Origin of the sequence: Croceitalea dokdonensis DOKDO 023 (assembly GCF_001306415.1) — a bacterium.
Taxonomy (GTDB): Bacteria; Bacteroidota; Bacteroidia; order Flavobacteriales; family Flavobacteriaceae; genus Croceitalea; species Croceitalea dokdonensis.
Genome location: NZ_LDJX01000004.1, coordinates 343,986 through 362,799, shown reverse-complemented (window position 1 = coordinate 362,799; position 18,814 = coordinate 343,986). Strand labels below are relative to the sequence as shown.

Genomic DNA, 18,814 nt, shown 5'->3' with positions numbered 1-18,814 from the left:
TTAATTGTTGTAACTACTTTCTACCACGGTAACTTTGGCATCTCCCCAAAGTCCCTCAATATCGTAGTATTCTCTTATTTGTTTTTGAAAAACATGGACCACCACGTTCACGTAGTCCATCAGTACCCATTCTGCGTTCTCAGAACCTTCTACATGCCAGGGTTTATCCTTTATTGCTTTGCTAACGGTCTTTTGGATTGAGGAAACAATTGCATTGACATGGGTGTTGGATGTTCCGTTGCAGATGATAAAATAATCACAAACAGTGTTTTCTATTTCCCTTAAATCCAATAAGTTGATATCAACTCCTTTAACTTCTTCTATTCCCGATAAGACTAAGGCAATGAGTTCATCCGCACCGGCTTTGCTCTTCTGCATTAAAAAATTTTAAATTTGTACAAAGTTATTACTTTTTTGTTTTGTCGTAGTGTCAATTTAACATTACCTTCTAACTGTTCTCAACACTATAAATGCATATAGTCAAACTTGATGCCATCGGTTCTACCAATAGCTATTTAAAGTCATTGTACACAGAGAAAGGGGCAAAGGATATGACAGTTGTGGTTACCGATACCCAAACGGACGGCCGCGGGCAAAGGGGTGCAGTTTGGGAGACTGAACCTGGTAAAAACCTCACATTCAGTTTGTTGAAGTATTTTTCTGGTCTTGGTGTTGATGAGCACGCTAAATTAAATTGTTTGGTGGCCTTGGCCATTTTTAGGGTCCTGCAAGAGTGGGGAATACCTAACGTAAGACTTAAATGGCCTAACGACATAATGTCAGGTAATCAAAAGATTTGCGGAATCTTAGTGGAAAATATGCTCCGGGGTAATGAAATTGCAAGTTCCATAATTGGTATCGGATTAAATGTGAATCAAACAAATTTTACAAACTTGCCCAAAGCAACCTCAATTTACCTAGCTCTAGGCAAAGCCATGGATTTAGAATGGGCCCTAAGGACTTTGATCGTCGGGTTACGGGCAAATCTTGAGACTATTTCCCAACAATCATGGCTAGATGTTAGAAAGAGCTATGAGGAAGTACTGTACAAAAAAGATAGGGTATCCATTTTTTCATGTAAGGACAACGCTCCGTTTAACGGTATAATTAAAGGAATCACTAGAAATGGGGAATTAAAAGTGCTTTTGGAGGATGATACGATCCAACACTACGCCGTAAAGCAAATTCGCCTACATTCTTAGGTAATTTTGGCCAAATTGTTGGAAAGGGTCTCCATAAAGTTGGTGATGGGGGTTTTGATCATCATAGCCATCATTGCGTTAAATTCACCTGTAAAGCTTAAGACAACCTCGGTCTCCCCATCGGAAACGGAAATTAAATCTGCCGTTAGGGTAAAAGGAAGTTTGTCACTTGCCGCACCGTAAACCAACTGGTCGTTAGGGGTGGTGTTTTTTTGCTTTAATACAATTTCTGGCATACCGCTCAATCCAAAGCGGAAAGTGTCAGCATCCAATACTTCAAACTTGGCTATGTTATCAGGCATTAATTGCTCAAAGTTTTTGACGTCCAATAGAAAATCAAATACCTCTTTTTTTGGTTTTTGAACTAATTTCTTATCTATTTCAATATGCATACGATTATTTTTTCCAAAGGGCAGGGTTTTCACGCCACTCCAGTAGGGTTTCTACCAAGTCCTCTTTTACATAATGCGTTTCAGAGGCTTGGTTTATTAAATGGTGGTAGTCGCTCAGGGTATGCAAGGGCACATCTTCCTTATCAAAATTCTCACTGGCCACGGAAAATCCGTACGTAAAAATTGCCAGCATCCCTTTGACATTGGCTCCTGAATTTTTTAATGCGGTTACCGCGTTTAAACTACTCTTGCCAGTGCTTATGAGGTCTTCAATGACCACAACAGTTTGGTTTTCCTGCAATAGACCCTCTATTTGGTTTTGTCTACCATGGGATTTTGGCTCCGGTCTCACATAAATGAAAGGTAGGCCTAGTGCTTCTGCAACTAAAATACCTATACCTATCGCCCCAGTGGCCACACCAGCAATGACATCTGGCTTACCGTAGAGCTGCTCCACTTGTTTTGCCATCTGGTCCCTAACATAATTTCTAATGGTAGGAAAGCTTAAAATGATTCTATTGTCACAATATATCGGGGATTTCCAACCTGATGCCCATGTAAACGGATTTTCTGGATTCAACTTAATTGCATTAATTTGCAACAGCAGCTCAGCCGTTTTTTTGGCAGTGTTTTTATCTAAAATCATGGCGCAAATGTATAAAGTTTTTGTTAATGAATCACCCTTGATCTTAACAAACGAAAAGCCTGAAAATAGTGTTGGCAATGTTTTTTTAATGCAAAATGATGACATCCAATATGCCATTACGTCGCTTTCCAAAAAACTACTGGCCAAAGCCTATATCTATGATCCCAGTGAACATTTATTGGAGAAGTTCAGCAGTAAAATTCCTATAGTCGTGGCCGCTGGCGGACTAGTACGGAATAAAAAGGGGAAGGTACTCTTTATTTATAGAAACGATAAATGGGATCTTCCCAAGGGAAAATTGGATAAAGGGGAATCCATTGAAGCGGCAGCCATACGCGAGATCGAAGAAGAAACAGGCGTAACGGGATTGGTCATAGATAAGTACCTAAAAACTACCTACCATATCTTTAAAAGAAACGGGACCTACAAACTTAAAAAAGTGTATTGGTTTAGTATGGATACTAAGTTTAAAGGGGATTTGGTCCCACAAAAGAACGAAGGTATTACCAAGGTAAAATGGCTCAGCGAGGAGAAAATTGAGAAGGCGCTGGAAAACTCCTACTTAAACATTAAGTTATTGTTCCACAAAGCTGAGGAGGATAGCTAGGGGTTAAAAAGAAAAAGGTTGGCGTACCTGTTGCATATTTCCTGATGGCCCTAAGTTCACGCCCCTAGGCGTAAATTATTCCCCAAGTGAAATCCGTAATTCACCCGTATATGATGTCCCTAGTGCCTTTAGTAACCCCCTACAATCGGGAATACCTCCTAAGACGCGATATTCACGGATAGTAGTTGTTCAATATCAATTTGGTAAATGGGTTTGTTGTCATATTTGATGATATGGTGGCTCTTCATTTTATATTCTTTCCATTTCATTTGATCGTACTTGTCTATAGAGGAGGTTAGTATGTTGATGAGCAATTTTTGGGCAATGGGCAACTTCACCAATTCTTCCAAGAATTGCCATCCATCCATAATAGGCATGTTGATATCAAGAAAAAGTACGTTTGGTAAGGCGTCTTTTTCCATATCTGCCAAAATCCCGGACAAGGCTGTTTTTCCGTTTTCAAATTGCAGCACCTCACAATCAGGGTCTACCCGGCTTAATAATTTTTTTATGCCAAACTGTGTGATGAGGTCATCATCTATGATATATACCTTATTTATTTTCATTGCCCAAGATTACTTTAAATGTGGTTCCTTTATTAATTTCACTGAATACTTCTATGCCACCGCCCATGGACTGTAACTGGTTCTTAACCAAGTAAAGGCCTATTCCCCTTGCATCTTTATTGTTATGAAAAGTCTTGTACATACCAAAAAGTTTGTCGCCGTATTTTTTAAGGTCTATCCCCAAACCGTTGTCAGATATACTTAGAATTACATAGTCATCTTCTTGCTTGGCAGAAAGGATGATTTCTGGACTACGTTGCGGATGTTTATATTTTACAGCGTTGGTCAGCAGGTTTAAGATCACGCTTTCCAGATAAGCAGGTACGGCCAGTACTTCAAGTTTTTTTGGAACGTTGTTTATGACGGTAGCATGGTGTTTGGTCATGAATGCGCTGATGTTCTCCTTAACTATGTTGATTTGTTCCCAAAGGACTATGGATTTCTTTTCCAGATTCATGTTGGTACTGATATCTACTACCTCATTTAAATTTTCCAAGGTATCCATTAAGTTGTCCGATGCCTTGGTCAGCATTTTTAAAATTTTGGATTTTTCAACTTCTTGTTTCTCATTGACCAAAAAGTCCAAGAGCATGGAAAAATTGGCAGTATGGGATCTTAGATTATGGGAAACAATGTGCGCAAAATTGATGAGTTTTTTGTTTTGGAGCGAGGTAACATTGATGAGGTCATTAAGCTGTTCTTCCTTTTGCACCATTACTGTCATATCTATACTGATGCCTATAATGCCTTTACTACTGCCATGAGCATCTAACCACGGTATTTTAGAGGTCAAAAAATGTGTCTTGGATCCATCATGTTTAATAGTGATCGATCTTTTGGATAAAATGGGTTTTTTGCTCTGTAATACTTGCAGGTCCTCTTGCCTGGAAATTTCTGCCGTTTGCTCCGGATACAGGTCAAAATCCGTCTTTCCGATCACATCTTCCATCCTCTCCACGCCCAGATACGAGGCCTCAGCTTTATTCAGGAGAATTTTCTTGAATTCTTTGTCTTTGATATAAATATTAAGGGGTAGGTTATCTATTAGGGTCCTAAGCAACGCTTCACTCTCTTTGATCTTGTTCTCCGCCTCAACTTGTTCAGAAATATCTTGGAAGGTCCCAACCAACTTTACAATTTCACCGTTTTCCTTTATGGCCCTACCCGCCGAGGTTACCCATTTGGGCACGCCCTTGGACGATATTATTTTTGAGGTCACGTTCCAAGGATTTCCATTACTGATGCATTTATGGACCAGCATGGCTATCGTATTTTGGTAATGACCCTTTTCATAGAAATTAAGTGCCGTTTCTATGTCAGGCTCGTAGTCCGGTTCCACGTCATGAATTGTTTTGGTCATTGCAGACCAACTTACCGTACCCGCTTGTATATCATAAATCCATGTGCCTACTTTGGATATTTCTGACTGGTGCCTTAACAAACGTTCTAGTCTTTCAATGGTTTTGACCCCCGTAGTGTTTGTGTCCAGTTCCTCTATTTCCAATATGGCGCCAATGATTACTTCCTCTTGGTCATACCAGGGTGTTGCATTAACGTTAACTGTTTTATTGAAGGTGGCAATGGTAAATTCTCGGCCTAGTCCGTTAAACACCTTGTTTATGTTTGCATCGATGCTATTTGGTGGGATACCGAACATATCTAGCAGCGACATTCCTAAACCAACCCTGTGATCATAACCTAAGAAAGAGGCCAATTTTTCAGAAATATGGATGATGGTATATGCATGGTTAATGCATACTACCTTATTGGGCAGCTGTTTTATGAGGAATCCGGTTGGTGTTGTCAACTTAGTTTTCAAAATACAGGATTTAAGATTTGGGGTGATATTGGTTGTATTTTCCTACAATTATAGTAGTATATAACCGTAATATTTAAAAATTGTTGTGAATGGCGGAAAACCCGTGGTTTGGTGTAGCGTGCCTTTAATATGGGCGGAATGGCGCCATGGCGGTATAGATGTAGGACTGGTTCACCCCAGCATTAAACCCTAACGCTGTCTGGAACCAATCCCTTGTAATCCCCATGGTTTCTGATAACATCCCGCACTATGGAAGAGCTGATGTAGGATTTTCCGGAAGAGGTCAATAAAAAAACGGTTTCTATTTCAGATAGTTTTCTATTGGTATGGGCAATAGCTTTTTCAAATTCAAAATCCCCGGGGTTTCGTAATCCCCTTAAAATAAAATCGGCCTTTATTTCCTTACAAAAGTCTACGGTTAGGCCTTTATAGGTCACAATTTTTATCTTTGGCTCATCCTTAAAGGCTTCTGTGATAAACCTTTTGCGCTGTTCCAAGCTAAACATGTACTTTTTATCCGCATTAATGCCTATGGCGATAAAAAGCTCGTCAAATAAGGTAACACCGCGTTGGATAATATCGTAATGCCCCAACGTTAGGGGATCAAAGGAACCGGGAAATAGTGCGCGCCTCATACGGTAAAGCTTTGCCTAAATGTAAGGATTATTCTTTAAGGCTTCCTCAATGGCACTATCGAATAATGCATCTAGGGAAATACCGGCGGCCATTGCCTGTTGTGGCAATAGGCTCTCCTCTGTGAGTCCCGGCGTGGTATTCATTTCAAGTAAATAGGGCTCGTCACCAAGAAAAATAAATTCGCTCCTAGAGAACCCCTTCATTTTAACCAGTTGGTATATTTTTTTTGCTAGATGGGTTACCTTTTCCTTTTGTGCATTGGAAATTCTTGCCGGTGTTATTTCTTGGCTTTTGCCTTGATACTTTGCCTCATAATCAAAAAAATCGTTATCGCTGACAATTTCGGTAATTGGCAGTACGGTAACCTTGCCTTGGTAGGTAATGACCCCAACGGAAACTTCCGTTCCATCTAAAAACTGTTCTATAATAATTTCATCATCCTCCTTAAATGCTAGGGCAATGGCCTCGTTGAGCGCTTCTTTTTTATAGACCTTGGAAATACCAAAACTACTCCCGGCACGGTTGGCTTTTACAAAGCAGGGCAGCCCCACTTTTTTTATAATGGCATCTTCATCAATAGTTTCGCCTTGGTTTAAGTGATAAGATTTTGCACAAAGGATTCCATAAGGTTTTAAACTGCTCAAAAAATCCCGTTTGTTAAAAGTGAGTGCCGCTTGGTACGATCCACAGGAAGTATGCGGAACCTTCAGTAATTCAAAATAAGCTTGTAGCAGACCATCCTCTCCCGGAGTTCCATGAATGGCATTGAAAACGCAGTGGAAATTTACCTTAACATCATCTATGGTACAACTAAAATCATCTTTGTTAATTGGGTGTTTTGCCCCGTTTTTGTCCAAATAGAACCAGCCATCTTGTTGAATATATATTCCATAACAATGGTATTTATTTTGGTCCAACTTATCCATGACAACAGCGGCACTTTTAAGTGATATTTCATATTCACTGGAAAACCCGCCCATGATTACCGCAATGTTTTTTTTCATATTTGGCATTTATGAGTTGCCAAAGTAAGTAAAAATGGGCTGTTTTTCTATCTTTGTTTGGTTAACGAATGGGCATGAAAGATTTTTTCCAATTTTTAAAAAGTAAAACGTTTTTGATACAACTGGTTCTTGCCCTGGTGGTCTTAGTGGTCATTTGTTTTGGTGCGTTACGCTGGTTAAAGAGCACTACCAACCATGGGGAATTTGTGGAAGTGCCGGATTTTTCAAAGATGTCTGTCCAAGAAATGCGTGATGTAGCTGAGAATAGAGGCCTGCGTTATGAGGTCTTGGATTCCACCAATTATAACCCAGATTTTCCAAGGTTTTCCATTTTAGACCAGAATCCGGCAGCAGGCACCAAGGTAAAGAACAATCGTAAAGTATATTTTACCGTGAATCCTTCCGGATATAAAAAGGTGACCGTTCCGGATATTGTGCAGGTTACCAGAAGGAATGCCAGTTCCATGTTACGCGCGGTTGGTTTGGACGTGCAACGTGTCACCTACATTGATGAACTGGGTAAGGACATGGTATACCGGATAAAATATAAGGGGAAATACGTAAAACCAGGCGATAAGTTGCCCAAGACCTCCAAAGTGGAACTTATCTGTGGTAATGGGACCATTACCGCCGGTGCACGTATTCAAGCGGAATCCAACTAGATGATCCAAGATACACCATTAGAACCCGGACAAGAAGACCTTTTTGAGCATTTTAAGTTTGTGGCCTCAAAAGGACAGGAGCCTTTAAGGGTAGATAAGTTTTTGATGAATTTTATTGAAAACGCCACCCGAAGCAAAATCCAGAAGGCAGCAAAAGATGGGAATATTTGGGTGAACGGCACCATGGTAAAGCAAAATTACAAGGTTAAGGCGGGTGATGAGGTAAAGGTTTTGTTTGAGCACCCACCTTATGAATTTTTGTTGACACCAGAGGATATTCCCTTGGATATTGTTTATGAGGATGATGCCCTATTGGTAGTCAATAAAAAAGCGGGAATGGTAGTGCATCCCGGACACGGCAATTATTCTGGCACCCTGATCAACGCCCTGATCTATCATTTTGATCATTTGCCCAATAATAGTTCCAACAGGCCGGGTCTTGTGCATCGCATTGATAAGGATACGTCCGGTCTTTTGGTCGTGGCAAAGACAGAGACCGCCATGACCCATTTGGCCAAACAATTTTTTGACAAGTCCAGTGAGCGGGAATACGTAGCCTTGGTCTGGGGCAACGTAGAGGCAGATGAAGGAACCATTGAAGGTAATTTGGCCAGACATCCCAAAAATAGATTACAAATGGCTGTTTTCCCTGATGGGGAGGAAGGCAAGGAGGCAGTAACCCATTACAAGGTATTGGAAAGATTGGGCTATGTTACCTTAGTGAGCTGTAAATTGGAAACGGGAAGAACGCATCAAATAAGGGTGCATATGAAACATATTGGCCACACCCTTTTTAATGACGAACGTTACGGTGGTGATAAGGTACTAAAGGGAACCACTTTTACCAAGTACAAACAGTTTGTGGACAATGCATTTAAAGTTTTGCCCCGCCAGGCGCTACATGCCAAGACCCTAGGATTTAAGCACCCGGTAACCGGAAAGTTGATGCAATTTGACTCCGACTTGCCCATGGATATGGAACAATGTATTGAAAAATGGCGGGCATATTCCAAGTTTGCCTAGAGTTTTACCTGGATGTAAAGGAGGTATTTTTAACCCATTTACATAAAGCTACATCATCAAAATGGGCTACGATAAGTTCTATCGATCTACAAATTTAAAAAGTCCATTTACCACGAATGGAAATTCCTATTGAAAGGTGTTATTTTTGAATAAAATAGACGTGAAATGAAAATTGTAGTTTCTCCCGCCAAATCCCTCAATTATGAACAGCCATTGCCCACCGCTAAATTTACTGGGCCGCAGCTCTTGGAAAAAGCTCAAATTATACATAAGGTCTTGGTGAAAAAGAAACCAAAAGACCTTGCCTCCCTAATGTCCATTTCGGATAATTTGGCGCAAATAAACTGGCAAAGAAACCAAGATTTTTCCCTTCCATTTACCCCAGAAAATGCTAGGCCTGCCGTATTTGCTTTTAATGGCGATGTCTATCAAGGACTGGATGCCTACACATTGCCGCTTGCAAAATTAGATCGTTTACAGAATACCCTTAGGATTCTGTCCGGACTTTACGGTATGCTTAGACCCTTGGATTTGATGCAGCCGTATCGGCTGGAAATGGGCACACAGCTCAAGGTGGGCAGAAAGAAGAATTTATATGAGTTTTGGAAGGATACCTTAACAGAACATTTAAACCAGGAATTGGAAGATGGTGAGGTTTTTGTGAACTTGGCCAGTAATGAATATTTCTCCGCCATTGATGAAAAGCAGCTAAAAACCACCGTAATCACCCCAATTTTCAAGGATTGGAAGAACGATACCCTTAAGATTATCAGTTTTTATGCCAAGAAAGCCAGGGGTTCCATGGTCCGCTACATCATAGACAACGATGCTAAAACATTAGAGGATATCAAGGGTTTTAACTATGATGACTACATCTTTAGTAAGGAGCACACCTTAAAGGAAAATCAACCAGTATTCATTAGATAGAATATTTTTTTTCATTCCCCGTTCTTATAGTAAACCTCAAGGTTATGAAAAAGGGAATAGTGGCATTTATGGCGTGCATGGCCATAGCCGTCTCCTGCGCAGATAGGGATGACGAGCTAATGACGGCCAATATCAGAATACGGAACAACACTGCAGTAGATTTTAACCTCGTAGAGGTCATACAGGATAGCCTATTTTATGAAAACGTATCCGCAGATGGTTTTTCCGATTACATCTCCTTTGAAGAAGCGTTTCCACAAATGCCATTGACCATTGTTACGGATAGCACAACATTTAACTACACCGTAAATGATAGCCTTCAGGAACTTTTACCTGTAGGATTGTATACCTATGAAATTGATTTTACGGATAACGGTGCGGTACAGGTTACCTTTAAGGTAGATTAACTTTTTTTAGTGGTTTCCGTGGCAATTTTCTCCTCAACGGTCACCCGTTTCCTGATTTTTCTTCGTCGTCTTGCCCCGTAGGATTTGTTGGCTATTTTACCTCGTTTTGTTTTAATGTCCCCTTTGCCCATAATTGATGTTTCTTGTGATTAATTGGATGCGCTTCACTAAAATACGTTGTTAAAAAAACCTCCATTCGTAAGACACGGTACTGGTTAGTACTATTTTATCTTTCTTTCCTTAAAATAATAATTTTTAGCAATAAAACAAAACAACTGGAAACAGATATCTTTGGGCATGTTTTTGCACAAACACCCTTATGAACCATTTTTATTTCCTGGCGTAAGAAAAGTGATTGTAGGGACCTTACCGCCTCCAAGGTTTAGCCTTGGCCAACTAAAAGATGGGGACGTGGATTTCTGTTATGGAAGCCGAGATGGCCAGTTGTGGAAAATAATTGACCGTATCCATGATCTGGATTTATTGTACGAGACATCGGAAGCTGCCATCCAACAACGAATACAGTTCCTTAAAAGCAATCTCATTGGGATATGTGATATCGTATCTTCTGCCGTGCGACATAAAATAGACGCCTCCGATATGGGAATGCAGGAAGTAAGATTGCGGGATATGCTTTATTATCTTCAACAATTTTCAACTGTTGAAACCCTTTTGTTAACGGGTGGCAACAGTAAAAATGGACCGGAATATTTTTTAAGAAAGCAATTAAGGGAACATCAAATAAAGCTTAGGGTCATTAATGATGAGGTGCCTAGAATCCACTGTTTTGTCCATCCCAAGACCAAGAAGAGCATCCGTGTGGTTTCCCTAACGGCACCCTCTGGTGCCGCCAATAGGGCGGTAGGTAGTTTGCCTGCTTACAAAACCTTAAAGCGTAAGAATCCAGAATTCAATACCATTGATTTTAGAATATTGCAGTACCAAGCCCATTTTAAAGACTAATTTGTGTCAAGGTCTTACCTGAAATATCAATCTTGTGATTTGATTCTAAAACAACCAATAATCTCCCTTTTATTACGATCTTTAACCTTTTAGTGTACCTACCATATATGATATAACTATGATGCAGCAAAACAAACGGTTAAAGGAGTTTAAAAAATCCGTCACCAATAAATACAATATCTATAACAGTCTATTTCTGAGTCTGCCCTATGCCGAAATGGAAAATTTTGGAACCTTGGTTCGGTTACTTTTTGATCAATGCGGGAAAGGGCTCAAGAAAGGGAAAAACCCGCAAGATATTCTGGATAATTTCTTTACCCATTTTACCGATATCAAAACTGAACGGGAACGGTTGGATTTTATGTTCAGGATCATCCAGTATGTGGAAAGGCAGGTAGTCCTCTATGACAGCGTTGAGGATGCCGCATTTCCCAAATTACAACAATACACGGGTTCATCAAGGATTAAGGATTATTTCCAGTTTATAGATCAAAGCAAAAATTGGGATAAAATCACTAAACAACTGTCCACTTTTAGCGCAAGGATTGTCCTAACGGCACATCCAACCCAATTTTACACACCGGCCGTTTTGGATATTATTTCCGAATTAAGGAGTTTAATAGATGAAAACAGGATTGATGATATTGATCTTACCATTCAACAATTAGGTTTAACCTCCTTGTTGAACGCCAAAAAGCCCACGCCGCTAGATGAGGCTAAAAACATCATCTACATTCTTAGACATACCTATTACGATGCGGTAGGGGAATTGTTCCAGTACATTAAAAAGAACACCAGGGATTATGATTTTGATAACTACAATATTTTAAAATTGGGCTTTTGGCCTGGCGGAGATCGTGACGGCAATCCCTTTGTGACCGCTAAGATTACCAATCAGGTAGCGGATGAACTCCGGTTGAATTTGATGAAGTGTTATTACAATGAGCTTAAAGTTCTCCGCAAAAAATTAAGCTTTGAAAAGGTCCAATCCTCGCTAAACGGATTAAATGTAAAACTTTACAAGGCCATGTTCCAAGAGAACTTTGTGATATCCTATGGGGAAATCATCGCACATTTAGAGGAAGCCAAGTCCTTGTTGGAAACCCATTACCATGGGCTGTATCTAGATCAATTAAAAAAATTGATGGACAAGGTACATATCTTCAAGACCCATTTTGCCAGTTTGGATATTAGACAAGACCATAGCAAACACTATGAAGTAGTCACAGAGGTATTAAAAAAACAAGGTGCCATTAAGGAAGCTTTGGAGGAACTTACAAAAGAAGAACTCGCGGATTGGTGTCTCAATAAGGAACTACAGCTAAATCCAGATGATTATTCAGTAGATATCGTTAAGGATACCATTGCCAATATCCAACAATTAAAATCCATTCAGGCCAAAAACGGGGAAGAGGGTTGTAATAGGTATATCATTAGCAATTCGGAAGATATTTTCTCTGTATTATTTGTTTTTGGATTGTTTAGATGGAGTGGTTTTAAGGAGAAAGACATCAGTTTTGATATAATTCCTTTGTTTGAGACCATGAAGGGGATGGACGCCTCTGAAACGGTAATGCAAACCTTGTTTGATATCCCCGCCTACCGTGACCATTTAGAACGCCGGGGCGATGCCCATACCATAATGCTAGGTTTTTCTGACGGCACCAAGGACGGTGGTTATTTAAAAGCCAATTGGTCCATATTAAAGACCAAGGAAACCTTGAGCAGGGTATGTAAAAAGAATGGGATAAAAGCAAAGTTTTTTGATGGGCGTGGTGGCCCGCCGGCCAGGGGTGGCGGCAAGACCCACCGTTTCTATGCCGCACAGACAAAGGCCGTGGCCAACCATGAAATTCAATTGACCATACAGGGGCAGACCATTACCAGTACCTACGGCACCAAAGAACAGTTTATACATAACGCGGAGCAACTCCTTACGGCGGGTTTAAGCAATAACCTTTTTGGTAAGGAGCATGTTATTTCCGCTGCGGATAGAAGATTGATTGAATCTCTTTCTGAAATGAGCTATGCGAAGTATGAATCTTTAAAGCAGCATCCAAAGTTTATTCCATACCTAGAGCACAGGAGTACTTTAAAATATTACACAAAAGCCAATATTGGGAGTCGCCCTGGTAAACGCGGGAACAAAAAACAATTGACCTTATCTGATTTAAGGGCCATTTCATTTGTTGGATCCTGGAGTCAATTAAAACAAAATGTTCCTGGATATTTTGGTCTTGGAACTGCCATAAAAAAATGTAAGGATGAGGGTAGGATGGCAGCGGTAAAAAAATTGTATAAAGAAGTTCCTTTTTTTAGGGCGTTAATGCATAATAGCATGATGTCACTGGCAAAAAGTAATTTTGAACTTACTGCATATATGAAAGACGACCCTGAATTTGGGGAATTCTGGACTATTCTTTACGATGAGTACCAGCTCTCCGAGAAAATGCTTTTAGAGGTCTCTGGACATAAAATATTGATGGAAGACGAAGCGGTTTCTAGGGAGTCCGTAAAAATCCGTGAAAATATTGTGTTGCCCTTGTTGGTCATTCAACAAAATGCATTGTACCAGATTACCCAAAACACGGAGTACAAAGAGCTTTATGAAAAAATTGTGACTCGTTCCTTATATGGTAATATCAACGCGAGTAGGAATTCGGCCTAGTTAAAACTGCCCAATATTCCATAGAAGGCCCGGATGCCATAGGCCAGTTGCCCAATCTTTAAATTTTCATTGGGGCTGTGTTGGTTGTTGTCCGGATTCACCATTGGGACGATAAAGGCTGGCACCTGCAGTTCGTTAATAAACGGTGCAATAGGTACCGTACCTCCCATAATACGAATCTGAACCACCTCTTCTTTAAAGGTCTCCTCTAAAATTTGGACCAATTTCTTTCCAAAAGGATTGTTTAGATCGGTTCTGAATGCATCCGTCACGTTACCCTCTTTTATGGTGACGATTTTGTTGTTCTCTAAGCGTTGCTCCTTGGTGGGAACGGTGTCCAAGATGGTGAATCCTTGTTTGGCAATATGGCTTTTGACCAATGTTTTAAGTTTATTGCCATCGGACTCTGGTACCAATCTTAGGTCTAATTCCGCGGTAGCGGTAGCGGGAACAATGGTCCTTGCTTGATCTCCGATCCAGCCGGACCCCAATCCGCGTATGTTTAAGCTGGGAAACTGTAAACTCTCTTGGTAAAAACCCCCAACTTTTTCTGCTGTTTTAAACTGTAATCTTTCTGCAATTTTAGCATTGTTGTCCGGCACACTTCTTAAAATGGCCTGTGTACCCTCATCCAGGGAGATGCCGTCATAATAGCCTTTTATGGTGACACGGCCTTCGTTGTCTTTCATGCTGGCCAATAGTTGCGCCAATTGAAATCCTGGGTTTGGCGCGTAATTGCCATAATGTCCGCTATGTTGGGGCTTGATTGGCCCATAGGTGGTGATTCCCAAGGTGGTAATGCCACGGCAACCGTATACTAAGGTAGGCTTTTCCGAAGCATGGACTGGGCCATCATTGATGATCAAAAAATCTGCCTCTAACAGTTCTCGATATTGTTTTACGGCCGTTGGTAGGGGCTTACTGCTTCTTTCCTCTTCACCGTCCAAGATAACCTTTACGTTATATTGTAGTTCCCTCCCATCTTTGTTGAGGAGGTCTATGGCATTTAAGAACATGATAATGGGCCCTTTGTCATCAGAGGTAGAGCGTCCAAACAACCTCCAATTATAATTAATATCCTCCAGCATTTCCTCAAAGGGATGGGTCTGCCAACCGTTATCAGTAGGCTCTTTTAAGACCACCTGGTACGGATTTGGTTGTGCCCACTTGGAGGCATCAACGGATTGCCCATCAAAATGCATATAAAACAGCACTGTTGGCTTGTTGTCCTGCATGGGCAGTGCTGCAAAAAACAAAGGGTGGTTTTCCGTAGGGAGTTCGGTGGTGTTAAAGCCCCTAGCGTTAAAATTTTTCTTTAGCCAAATCAAATTATCTTCTATGGCCTCCCTGTCCAAGGCGTCATTGGGCAGCGACACAAAATCACGAAGTTCATTAATGGCCTTGGCCACCTGAGATTTAACTGCGGTTGAATCTTGGGCCTGTATTGCGATACAAAAAATGAAGATAACTAGGGAATTACAAAATCTTTTCATTCGGTAACTTTATTAGGTTAAAAACTAGTACAAAATGGTGGGTATGCCAAAAAACCATGGTAAGGATTTTAAATTAAGGCCGATACCAACAGGGATCTTATAATCCTGTAAAAGAATCCTTAGATATATGACCAAATTATGGAGACCAAAGTAAGACCAATTACCTAATTCTTTGAATAAAGTCTGATATTGATGCTACCCCATGTTCCGTCAGGTGCTTTATAAATGCTGAGCCTATAATGCCCCCTTTTGCGGTTTTGGTGGCCTGTTGAAACGTTTGGGCATCTTTGATGCCAAACCCTACAATTTGTGGGTTTTTTAGGTTCATGGAGGCAACACGTTTAAAATAAGCTTCCTGTTCCGTTCCAAAACCAGATTTAGAACCGGTGACGCTGGCGGAGCTTACCATGTATATAAACCCTTCCGAGGCTTCGTCTATTTCCCTGATGCGTTCTTCGCTGGTCTGCGGAGTGATGAGAAAAATATTGATCAGTCCGTATTTTTTAAAAATCGCCTCATATTCTTCTTGGTACACATCCAAAGGTAGGTCTGGCATAATGATGCCATCAATGCCAATTTCATGGCATTTTTTGCAAAAGGCTTCCACACCGTATTGGAGCATGGGATTAAAGTATCCCATGGCAATCAAAGGAATGGAGACCAAATCCCGAACCCCGCGCAACTGCTCAAACAACTTTTCCGTGGTCATCCCATTTTTAAGTGCTACGGTGGAGCTCTCCTGTATGGTAGGGCCGTCTGCCAAGGGATCGCTAAAGGGCAAACCAATTTCAACCATGTCCACCCCATTCTTTTCCAGTTGTTGAATGATGGTCACGGTATCGTCCAGGTTTGGATAACCAGAGGTGAAATAGATAGAGAGCAACTTTCCTGGCGCTCCTGTAGCCTGGTTTTTCTGTTGCATTTTTTGGTTGATTCTGTTCATAGGTTTTCGGTCATTTCATTTACGCCGTAACGGATATGAAATTAAAGTTTGAAATAATCAATATAGGTTTGTAAATCCTTATCCCCCCGTCCAGAAAGGCTAATGACCACAATGTCATCAGGTTCAAAGGTCTTATGTTGGAAAATGGCAAAGGCATGGCCCGTTTCTATGGCCGGAATTATACCTTCCAATTGCGAAAGTTCTAGGCCTGCCGTCATGGCTTCATCATCGGTGGCGGAATAAAACGCTGCCCTTCCAGAGGTATATAAATGTGAATGCATTGGCCCTACGCCAGGATAATCCAATCCTGCGGAAATGGAGTAAGGTTCCGTAATTTGCCCGTCTTCTGTTTGCATCAGCATGGTCTTACAGCCGTGTATGATTCCAACCTTACCTAATGCTGAGGTTGCCGCGCTTTCTCCGGTTTCCACTCCTTTACCAGCAGCTTCAACCGCTATAATACCAACTTCTGGCTGGTCCAAAAAATGGTGATAGGTTCCTGCTGCATTGCTTCCACCGCCGATACAGGCCACCACATAATCTGGATTTTCACGTCCTTCCTTCTCTTTCAACTGCCATTTTATTTCTTCGGAAATCACGGATTGAAACCGTGTAACCATATCAGGGTAGGGGTGTGGCCCAATGGCCGAACCAATGATGTAATGGGTATCTACTGGATTGTTTATCCAATCCCGTATAGCTTCGTTGGTGGCGTCCTTTAAGGTGCGACTACCAGATAACGCTGGCCTTACGGTAGCCCCGAGCATTTTCATGCGGGCCACATTGGGCGCCTGGCGGGCAATATCTATTTCACCCATATAAACAATGCATTCCATGCCCATTAAGGCACATACCGTGGCGGTGGCCACACCGTGCTGGCCGGCACCAGTTTCTGCAATAATACGGGTCTTCCCTAATTTCTTTGCCATTAAAATCTGTCCAATGGTATTGTTTACCTTGTGTGCCCCTGTGTGATTAAGGTCCTCACGTTTTAGGTAAACTTTGGTTTGATGTTTTTTAGAAAGGCGTTTTGCATAATACAACGGGGAGGGACGGCCCACGTAATCCTTTAAAAGTTGATGGAATTCCTTTTGAAAGGAATCCTCGTACATAATCTCCAAATACCTTTGGCGCAGCTCTTCTACGTTCGGGTAGAGCATTTCAGGGATAAAAGCCCCGCCGAACTCCCCGTAATAGCCGCGTTGGTCTGCATGGTAGCCCCCGATAAATTCTTTTTTCATTTCTGTTTTCATAGCATCATGTTGAGCTAAGCCTAATAATCTTAAAGGATTATGGCATCTAGTTGAGCTCTTTTAATTTGTTTGCAAATTTCTTTAATTTTTTAATATCCTTCAATCCCGCTTTTGTTTCAAAACTGCTGTTTACATCAATAGCATGGCAATAACGCGCTTCTTTTCGCTGCAAAAAGGCTTTAATATCCCCTACGTTGTCCAAACCAATCCCGCCGCTCAAAAAATAGGGTTTTGTTGAGGGGTATTCTTCAAGTACTTTCCAGTCAAAGGTATACCCATTGCCGCCCGGTAGTTTTCCCTTGGTGTCAAAAAGGAAATAATCACATACATCTTCGTAAGCCGTCAATTCCTTAAAATTAAATTGGTCTTTAATGGAAAATACTTTGATAATGCTGCGCACATTGCCCACACTACGTGTTGTGCTCCGCAATGCTTCACAGTAGTCTGGGGTTTCCTTTCCATGGAGCTGTAAGGCATCCAAATCATAAGTGTCCATTGCTTTTAAAACATCATTCATAGGGGCATCCACAAAAACCCCTACTTTTTGTATTCCGGGCTGTACTGGGGGCATTGCACCCTCAAAAAAACGTGATGAGCCTTGCCAAAAAATAAAACCTAAATAGTCTGGTTGCAATGCCGCAACCTCAAGCGGGTTATATTTCATGCCACATACCTTTAGTTTCATATCAAATCCATTTTGCCAGATAGGGAACTTCTATCGCCTACAAAAAAGGAAAAGGTGAATAGAAAGGTGTCCCAACCAAGCTTAATCTGTGTATTGTCGTGCATCATCTATTTATAAAACCTAACCTCAATTTTTTAACTTATGAATAAATGCCTTGGCACTTTCCCCAGGATTTTCCGTTTTCATAAAATTCTCACCAATTAAAAAACCGTGGTACCCGTAAGTCTTTAAGTCCTTGATAGCGTCAATGGAACTAATGCCACTTTCGGAGACTTTCACAAACTCTGCGGGAATAAGTTTGGAGAGGCTTTTACTGGTTTCTAAACTTACCGTAAACGTTTTGAGATTACGATTGTTAACCCCTAACATATCCACATTGGGCATAAGCCCTTTGTGCAGTTCTTCTTGGTTATGAACCTCTAATAAGACTTCTAACCCTAAGCTCTTTGCTGTTTCTGATAGGGTTTTTATCTGCTCCCTTGTTAACACTGCTGCAATGAGTAGGATGATATCCGCGCCAAAGGCCTTTGCTTCCAGAAGTTGGTACTCATCCACAATAAATTCTTTTCTGAGTAGGGGCATGCTTACGGAGGCCCGTGCCAGTAAAAGGTCTTCCAGCGATCCCCCAAAATACTTAATGTCCGTGAGCACGCTCATACCGCAAGCACCCGCATTTTCATAGGCTTTTGCTACTTGGCCCACATTGGTATGTTGATTAATGGTCTGTTTTGATGGGGAGCGTCTTTTATGCTCTGCGATAATTCCAGAGCTGCTATTTTTTAAGGCATTTGCCAAGGAAGCGGTATTGCGGGAAAACAGAACCGATTGCTCCAATTGCGATGCAGGAACCAGGCTTTTTTTTAAGGCGATTTCTTTGTATTTATCCGCAACTATTTTTTCTAGTATGTTCATGTGCTA

The 18,814-nt window shown here is 41.1% G+C and carries 21 protein-coding genes; 8 read left to right on the top strand and 13 right to left on the bottom strand.

Features of this window, described 5'->3' with window-relative positions; translation table 11 throughout:
* Positions 1 to 378, bottom strand: coding sequence for a ribosome silencing factor (rsfS, locus tag I595_RS10665; RefSeq protein WP_054559398.1), 378 nt, complete (start codon positions 376 to 378; stop codon positions 1 to 3).
* A 92-nt stretch (positions 379 to 470) separates the two neighbouring features.
* On the opposite strand from rsfS, the gene I595_RS10660 reads away from it, so the two are divergent.
* A complete protein-coding gene (locus I595_RS10660; protein ID WP_054559397.1) occupies positions 471 to 1,202 on the top strand; it encodes a biotin--[acetyl-CoA-carboxylase] ligase in 732 nt (243 codons plus the stop codon).
* Here the strand turns inward: I595_RS10660 and I595_RS10655 are convergent.
* Both I595_RS10655 and pyrE read right to left on the bottom strand, forming a co-directional pair.
* Positions 1,199 to 1,594 carry a hypothetical protein gene (locus I595_RS10655; protein ID WP_054559396.1) on the bottom strand — a complete coding sequence of 132 codons (396 nt, stop codon included), beginning with the start codon at positions 1,592 to 1,594 and terminating at the stop codon, positions 1,199 to 1,201. The two genes, I595_RS10660 and I595_RS10655, sit on opposite strands and share 4 nt — an antisense overlap.
* 4 nt (positions 1,595 to 1,598) lie before the next feature.
* Positions 1,599 to 2,240 (bottom strand): orotate phosphoribosyltransferase, encoded by a 642-nt coding sequence (gene pyrE / locus I595_RS10650; protein ID WP_054559395.1) that lies wholly within the window; start codon positions 2,238 to 2,240, stop codon positions 1,599 to 1,601.
* A gap of 7 nt (positions 2,241 to 2,247) precedes the next feature.
* On the opposite strand from pyrE, the gene I595_RS10645 reads away from it, so the two are divergent.
* The gene (locus I595_RS10645) at positions 2,248 to 2,847 is read left to right on the top strand and encodes an NUDIX hydrolase (RefSeq protein ID WP_054559460.1); all 600 of its coding nucleotides are present in this window, start codon (positions 2,248 to 2,250) and stop codon (positions 2,845 to 2,847) included.
* Positions 2,848 to 3,005: 158 nt separating this feature from the next.
* On the opposite strand, the gene I595_RS10640 is transcribed toward I595_RS10645, so the two are convergent.
* The 4 genes from I595_RS10640 to I595_RS10625 all read right to left on the bottom strand — a co-directional run bounded on the left by I595_RS10640 (position 3,006) and on the right by I595_RS10625 (position 6,872).
* Positions 3,006 to 3,413: a response regulator gene (locus tag I595_RS10640; RefSeq protein WP_054559394.1), complete on the bottom strand. Its 408-nt coding sequence runs from the start codon at positions 3,411 to 3,413 to the stop codon at positions 3,006 to 3,008.
* On the bottom strand, positions 3,400 to 5,232 hold the full coding sequence (locus I595_RS10635) for a PAS domain S-box protein (RefSeq protein WP_157449721.1): 1,833 nt from the start codon (positions 5,230 to 5,232) through the stop codon (positions 3,400 to 3,402). Before I595_RS10635 ends, I595_RS10640 begins: the two co-directional genes overlap by 14 nt.
* A gap of 182 nt (positions 5,233 to 5,414) precedes the next feature.
* Positions 5,415 to 5,867: a pantetheine-phosphate adenylyltransferase gene (coaD, locus tag I595_RS10630; protein ID WP_054559392.1), complete on the bottom strand. Its 453-nt coding sequence runs from the start codon at positions 5,865 to 5,867 to the stop codon at positions 5,415 to 5,417.
* 15 nt (positions 5,868 to 5,882) lie between these two features.
* Entirely contained in the window at positions 5,883 to 6,872 is a 990-nt protein-coding gene (locus I595_RS10625) for a D-alanine--D-alanine ligase (RefSeq protein WP_054559459.1), read from the bottom strand.
* A 74-nt stretch (positions 6,873 to 6,946) separates the two neighbouring features.
* Between I595_RS10625 and I595_RS10620 the strand changes: the two genes are divergently transcribed.
* The 4 genes from I595_RS10620 (at position 6,947) to I595_RS10605 (ending at position 9,891) form a co-directional block, all read left to right on the top strand.
* Positions 6,947 to 7,534 carry a PASTA domain-containing protein gene (locus I595_RS10620; RefSeq protein ID WP_054559458.1) on the top strand — a complete coding sequence of 196 codons (588 nt, stop codon included), beginning with the start codon at positions 6,947 to 6,949 and terminating at the stop codon, positions 7,532 to 7,534.
* A complete protein-coding gene (locus I595_RS10615) occupies positions 7,535 to 8,557 on the top strand; it encodes an RluA family pseudouridine synthase (RefSeq protein ID WP_054559391.1) in 1,023 nt (340 codons plus the stop codon).
* Between the two features lie 165 nt (positions 8,558 to 8,722).
* Positions 8,723 to 9,484: a peroxide stress protein YaaA gene (gene yaaA, locus I595_RS10610; protein ID WP_054559390.1), complete on the top strand. Its 762-nt coding sequence runs from the start codon at positions 8,723 to 8,725 to the stop codon at positions 9,482 to 9,484.
* Between the two features lie 44 nt (positions 9,485 to 9,528).
* The gene (locus I595_RS10605; RefSeq protein ID WP_054559389.1) at positions 9,529 to 9,891 is read left to right on the top strand and encodes a hypothetical protein; all 363 of its coding nucleotides are present in this window, start codon (positions 9,529 to 9,531) and stop codon (positions 9,889 to 9,891) included.
* Here the strand turns inward: I595_RS10605 and I595_RS17170 are convergent.
* Entirely contained in the window at positions 9,888 to 10,022 is a 135-nt protein-coding gene (locus I595_RS17170) for a 30S ribosomal protein THX (protein WP_083467571.1), read from the bottom strand. The genes I595_RS10605 and I595_RS17170 overlap by 4 nt on opposite strands.
* Positions 10,023 to 10,188: 166 nt before the next feature.
* Between I595_RS17170 and I595_RS10600 the strand changes: the two genes are divergently transcribed.
* Together I595_RS10600 and I595_RS10595 are read left to right on the top strand one after the other, a co-directional pair.
* A complete protein-coding gene (locus I595_RS10600) occupies positions 10,189 to 10,854 on the top strand; it encodes a uracil-DNA glycosylase family protein (protein WP_054559388.1) in 666 nt (221 codons plus the stop codon).
* Between the two features lie 121 nt (positions 10,855 to 10,975).
* A complete protein-coding gene (locus tag I595_RS10595) occupies positions 10,976 to 13,522 on the top strand; it encodes a phosphoenolpyruvate carboxylase (protein ID WP_054559457.1) in 2,547 nt (848 codons plus the stop codon).
* Here the strand turns inward: I595_RS10595 and I595_RS10590 are convergent.
* From I595_RS10590 to trpC, 5 genes are all read right to left on the bottom strand, one after another.
* Positions 13,519 to 15,015 (bottom strand): M20/M25/M40 family metallo-hydrolase, encoded by a 1,497-nt coding sequence (locus tag I595_RS10590; RefSeq protein ID WP_054559387.1) that lies wholly within the window; start codon positions 15,013 to 15,015, stop codon positions 13,519 to 13,521. The genes I595_RS10595 and I595_RS10590 overlap by 4 nt on opposite strands.
* Positions 15,016 to 15,175: 160 nt before the next feature.
* The gene (gene trpA / locus I595_RS10585; protein ID WP_054559386.1) at positions 15,176 to 15,958 is read right to left on the bottom strand and encodes a tryptophan synthase subunit alpha; all 783 of its coding nucleotides are present in this window, start codon (positions 15,956 to 15,958) and stop codon (positions 15,176 to 15,178) included.
* A 41-nt stretch (positions 15,959 to 15,999) separates the two neighbouring features.
* Positions 16,000 to 17,211, bottom strand: a complete 1,212-nt coding sequence (gene trpB, locus I595_RS10580) for a tryptophan synthase subunit beta (RefSeq protein WP_245628266.1) — start codon at positions 17,209 to 17,211, stop codon at positions 16,000 to 16,002.
* Positions 17,212 to 17,257: 46 nt separating this feature from the next.
* A complete protein-coding gene (locus tag I595_RS10575; RefSeq protein WP_054559385.1) occupies positions 17,258 to 17,896 on the bottom strand; it encodes a phosphoribosylanthranilate isomerase in 639 nt (212 codons plus the stop codon).
* Between the two features lie 126 nt (positions 17,897 to 18,022).
* Positions 18,023 to 18,808, bottom strand: a complete 786-nt coding sequence (gene trpC / locus I595_RS10570) for an indole-3-glycerol phosphate synthase TrpC (RefSeq protein WP_054559384.1) — start codon at positions 18,806 to 18,808, stop codon at positions 18,023 to 18,025.
* Positions 18,809 to 18,814 lie beyond the last annotated feature (6 nt).

Bases quoted from the DNA above. Each gene is read 5' to 3' on its own strand.
- rsfS (WP_054559398.1), bottom strand. From the start codon at position 378: ATGCAGAAGAGCAAAGCCGGTGCGGATGAACTCATTGCCTTAGTCTTA.
- I595_RS10660 (WP_054559397.1), top strand. From the start codon at position 471: ATGCATATAGTCAAACTTGATGCCATCGGTTCTACCAATAGCTATTTA.
- I595_RS10655 (WP_054559396.1), bottom strand. From the start codon at position 1,594: ATGCATATTGAAATAGATAAGAAATTAGTTCAAAAACCAAAAAAAGAG.
- pyrE (WP_054559395.1), bottom strand. From the start codon at position 2,240: ATGATTTTAGATAAAAACACTGCCAAAAAAACGGCTGAGCTGCTGTTG.
- I595_RS10645 (WP_054559460.1), top strand. From the start codon at position 2,248: ATGTATAAAGTTTTTGTTAATGAATCACCCTTGATCTTAACAAACGAA.
- I595_RS10640 (WP_054559394.1), bottom strand. From the start codon at position 3,413: ATGAAAATAAATAAGGTATATATCATAGATGATGACCTCATCACACAG.
- coaD (WP_054559392.1), bottom strand. From the start codon at position 5,867: ATGAGGCGCGCACTATTTCCCGGTTCCTTTGATCCCCTAACGTTGGGG.
- I595_RS10625 (WP_054559459.1), bottom strand. From the start codon at position 6,872: ATGAAAAAAAACATTGCGGTAATCATGGGCGGGTTTTCCAGTGAATAT.
- I595_RS10620 (WP_054559458.1), top strand. From the start codon at position 6,947: ATGAAAGATTTTTTCCAATTTTTAAAAAGTAAAACGTTTTTGATACAA.
- I595_RS10615 (WP_054559391.1), top strand. From the start codon at position 7,535: ATGATCCAAGATACACCATTAGAACCCGGACAAGAAGACCTTTTTGAG.
- yaaA (WP_054559390.1), top strand. From the start codon at position 8,723: ATGAAAATTGTAGTTTCTCCCGCCAAATCCCTCAATTATGAACAGCCA.
- I595_RS10605 (WP_054559389.1), top strand. From the start codon at position 9,529: ATGAAAAAGGGAATAGTGGCATTTATGGCGTGCATGGCCATAGCCGTC.
- I595_RS17170 (WP_083467571.1), bottom strand. From the start codon at position 10,022: ATGGGCAAAGGGGACATTAAAACAAAACGAGGTAAAATAGCCAACAAA.
- I595_RS10600 (WP_054559388.1), top strand. From the start codon at position 10,189: ATGTTTTTGCACAAACACCCTTATGAACCATTTTTATTTCCTGGCGTA.
- I595_RS10595 (WP_054559457.1), top strand. From the start codon at position 10,976: ATGCAGCAAAACAAACGGTTAAAGGAGTTTAAAAAATCCGTCACCAAT.
- I595_RS10590 (WP_054559387.1), bottom strand. From the start codon at position 15,015: ATGAAAAGATTTTGTAATTCCCTAGTTATCTTCATTTTTTGTATCGCA.
- trpA (WP_054559386.1), bottom strand. From the start codon at position 15,958: ATGAACAGAATCAACCAAAAAATGCAACAGAAAAACCAGGCTACAGGA.
- trpB (WP_245628266.1), bottom strand. From the start codon at position 17,211: ATGAAAACAGAAATGAAAAAAGAATTTATCGGGGGCTACCATGCAGAC.
- I595_RS10575 (WP_054559385.1), bottom strand. From the start codon at position 17,896: ATGAAACTAAAGGTATGTGGCATGAAATATAACCCGCTTGAGGTTGCG.
- trpC (WP_054559384.1), bottom strand. From the start codon at position 18,808: ATGAACATACTAGAAAAAATAGTTGCGGATAAATACAAAGAAATCGCC.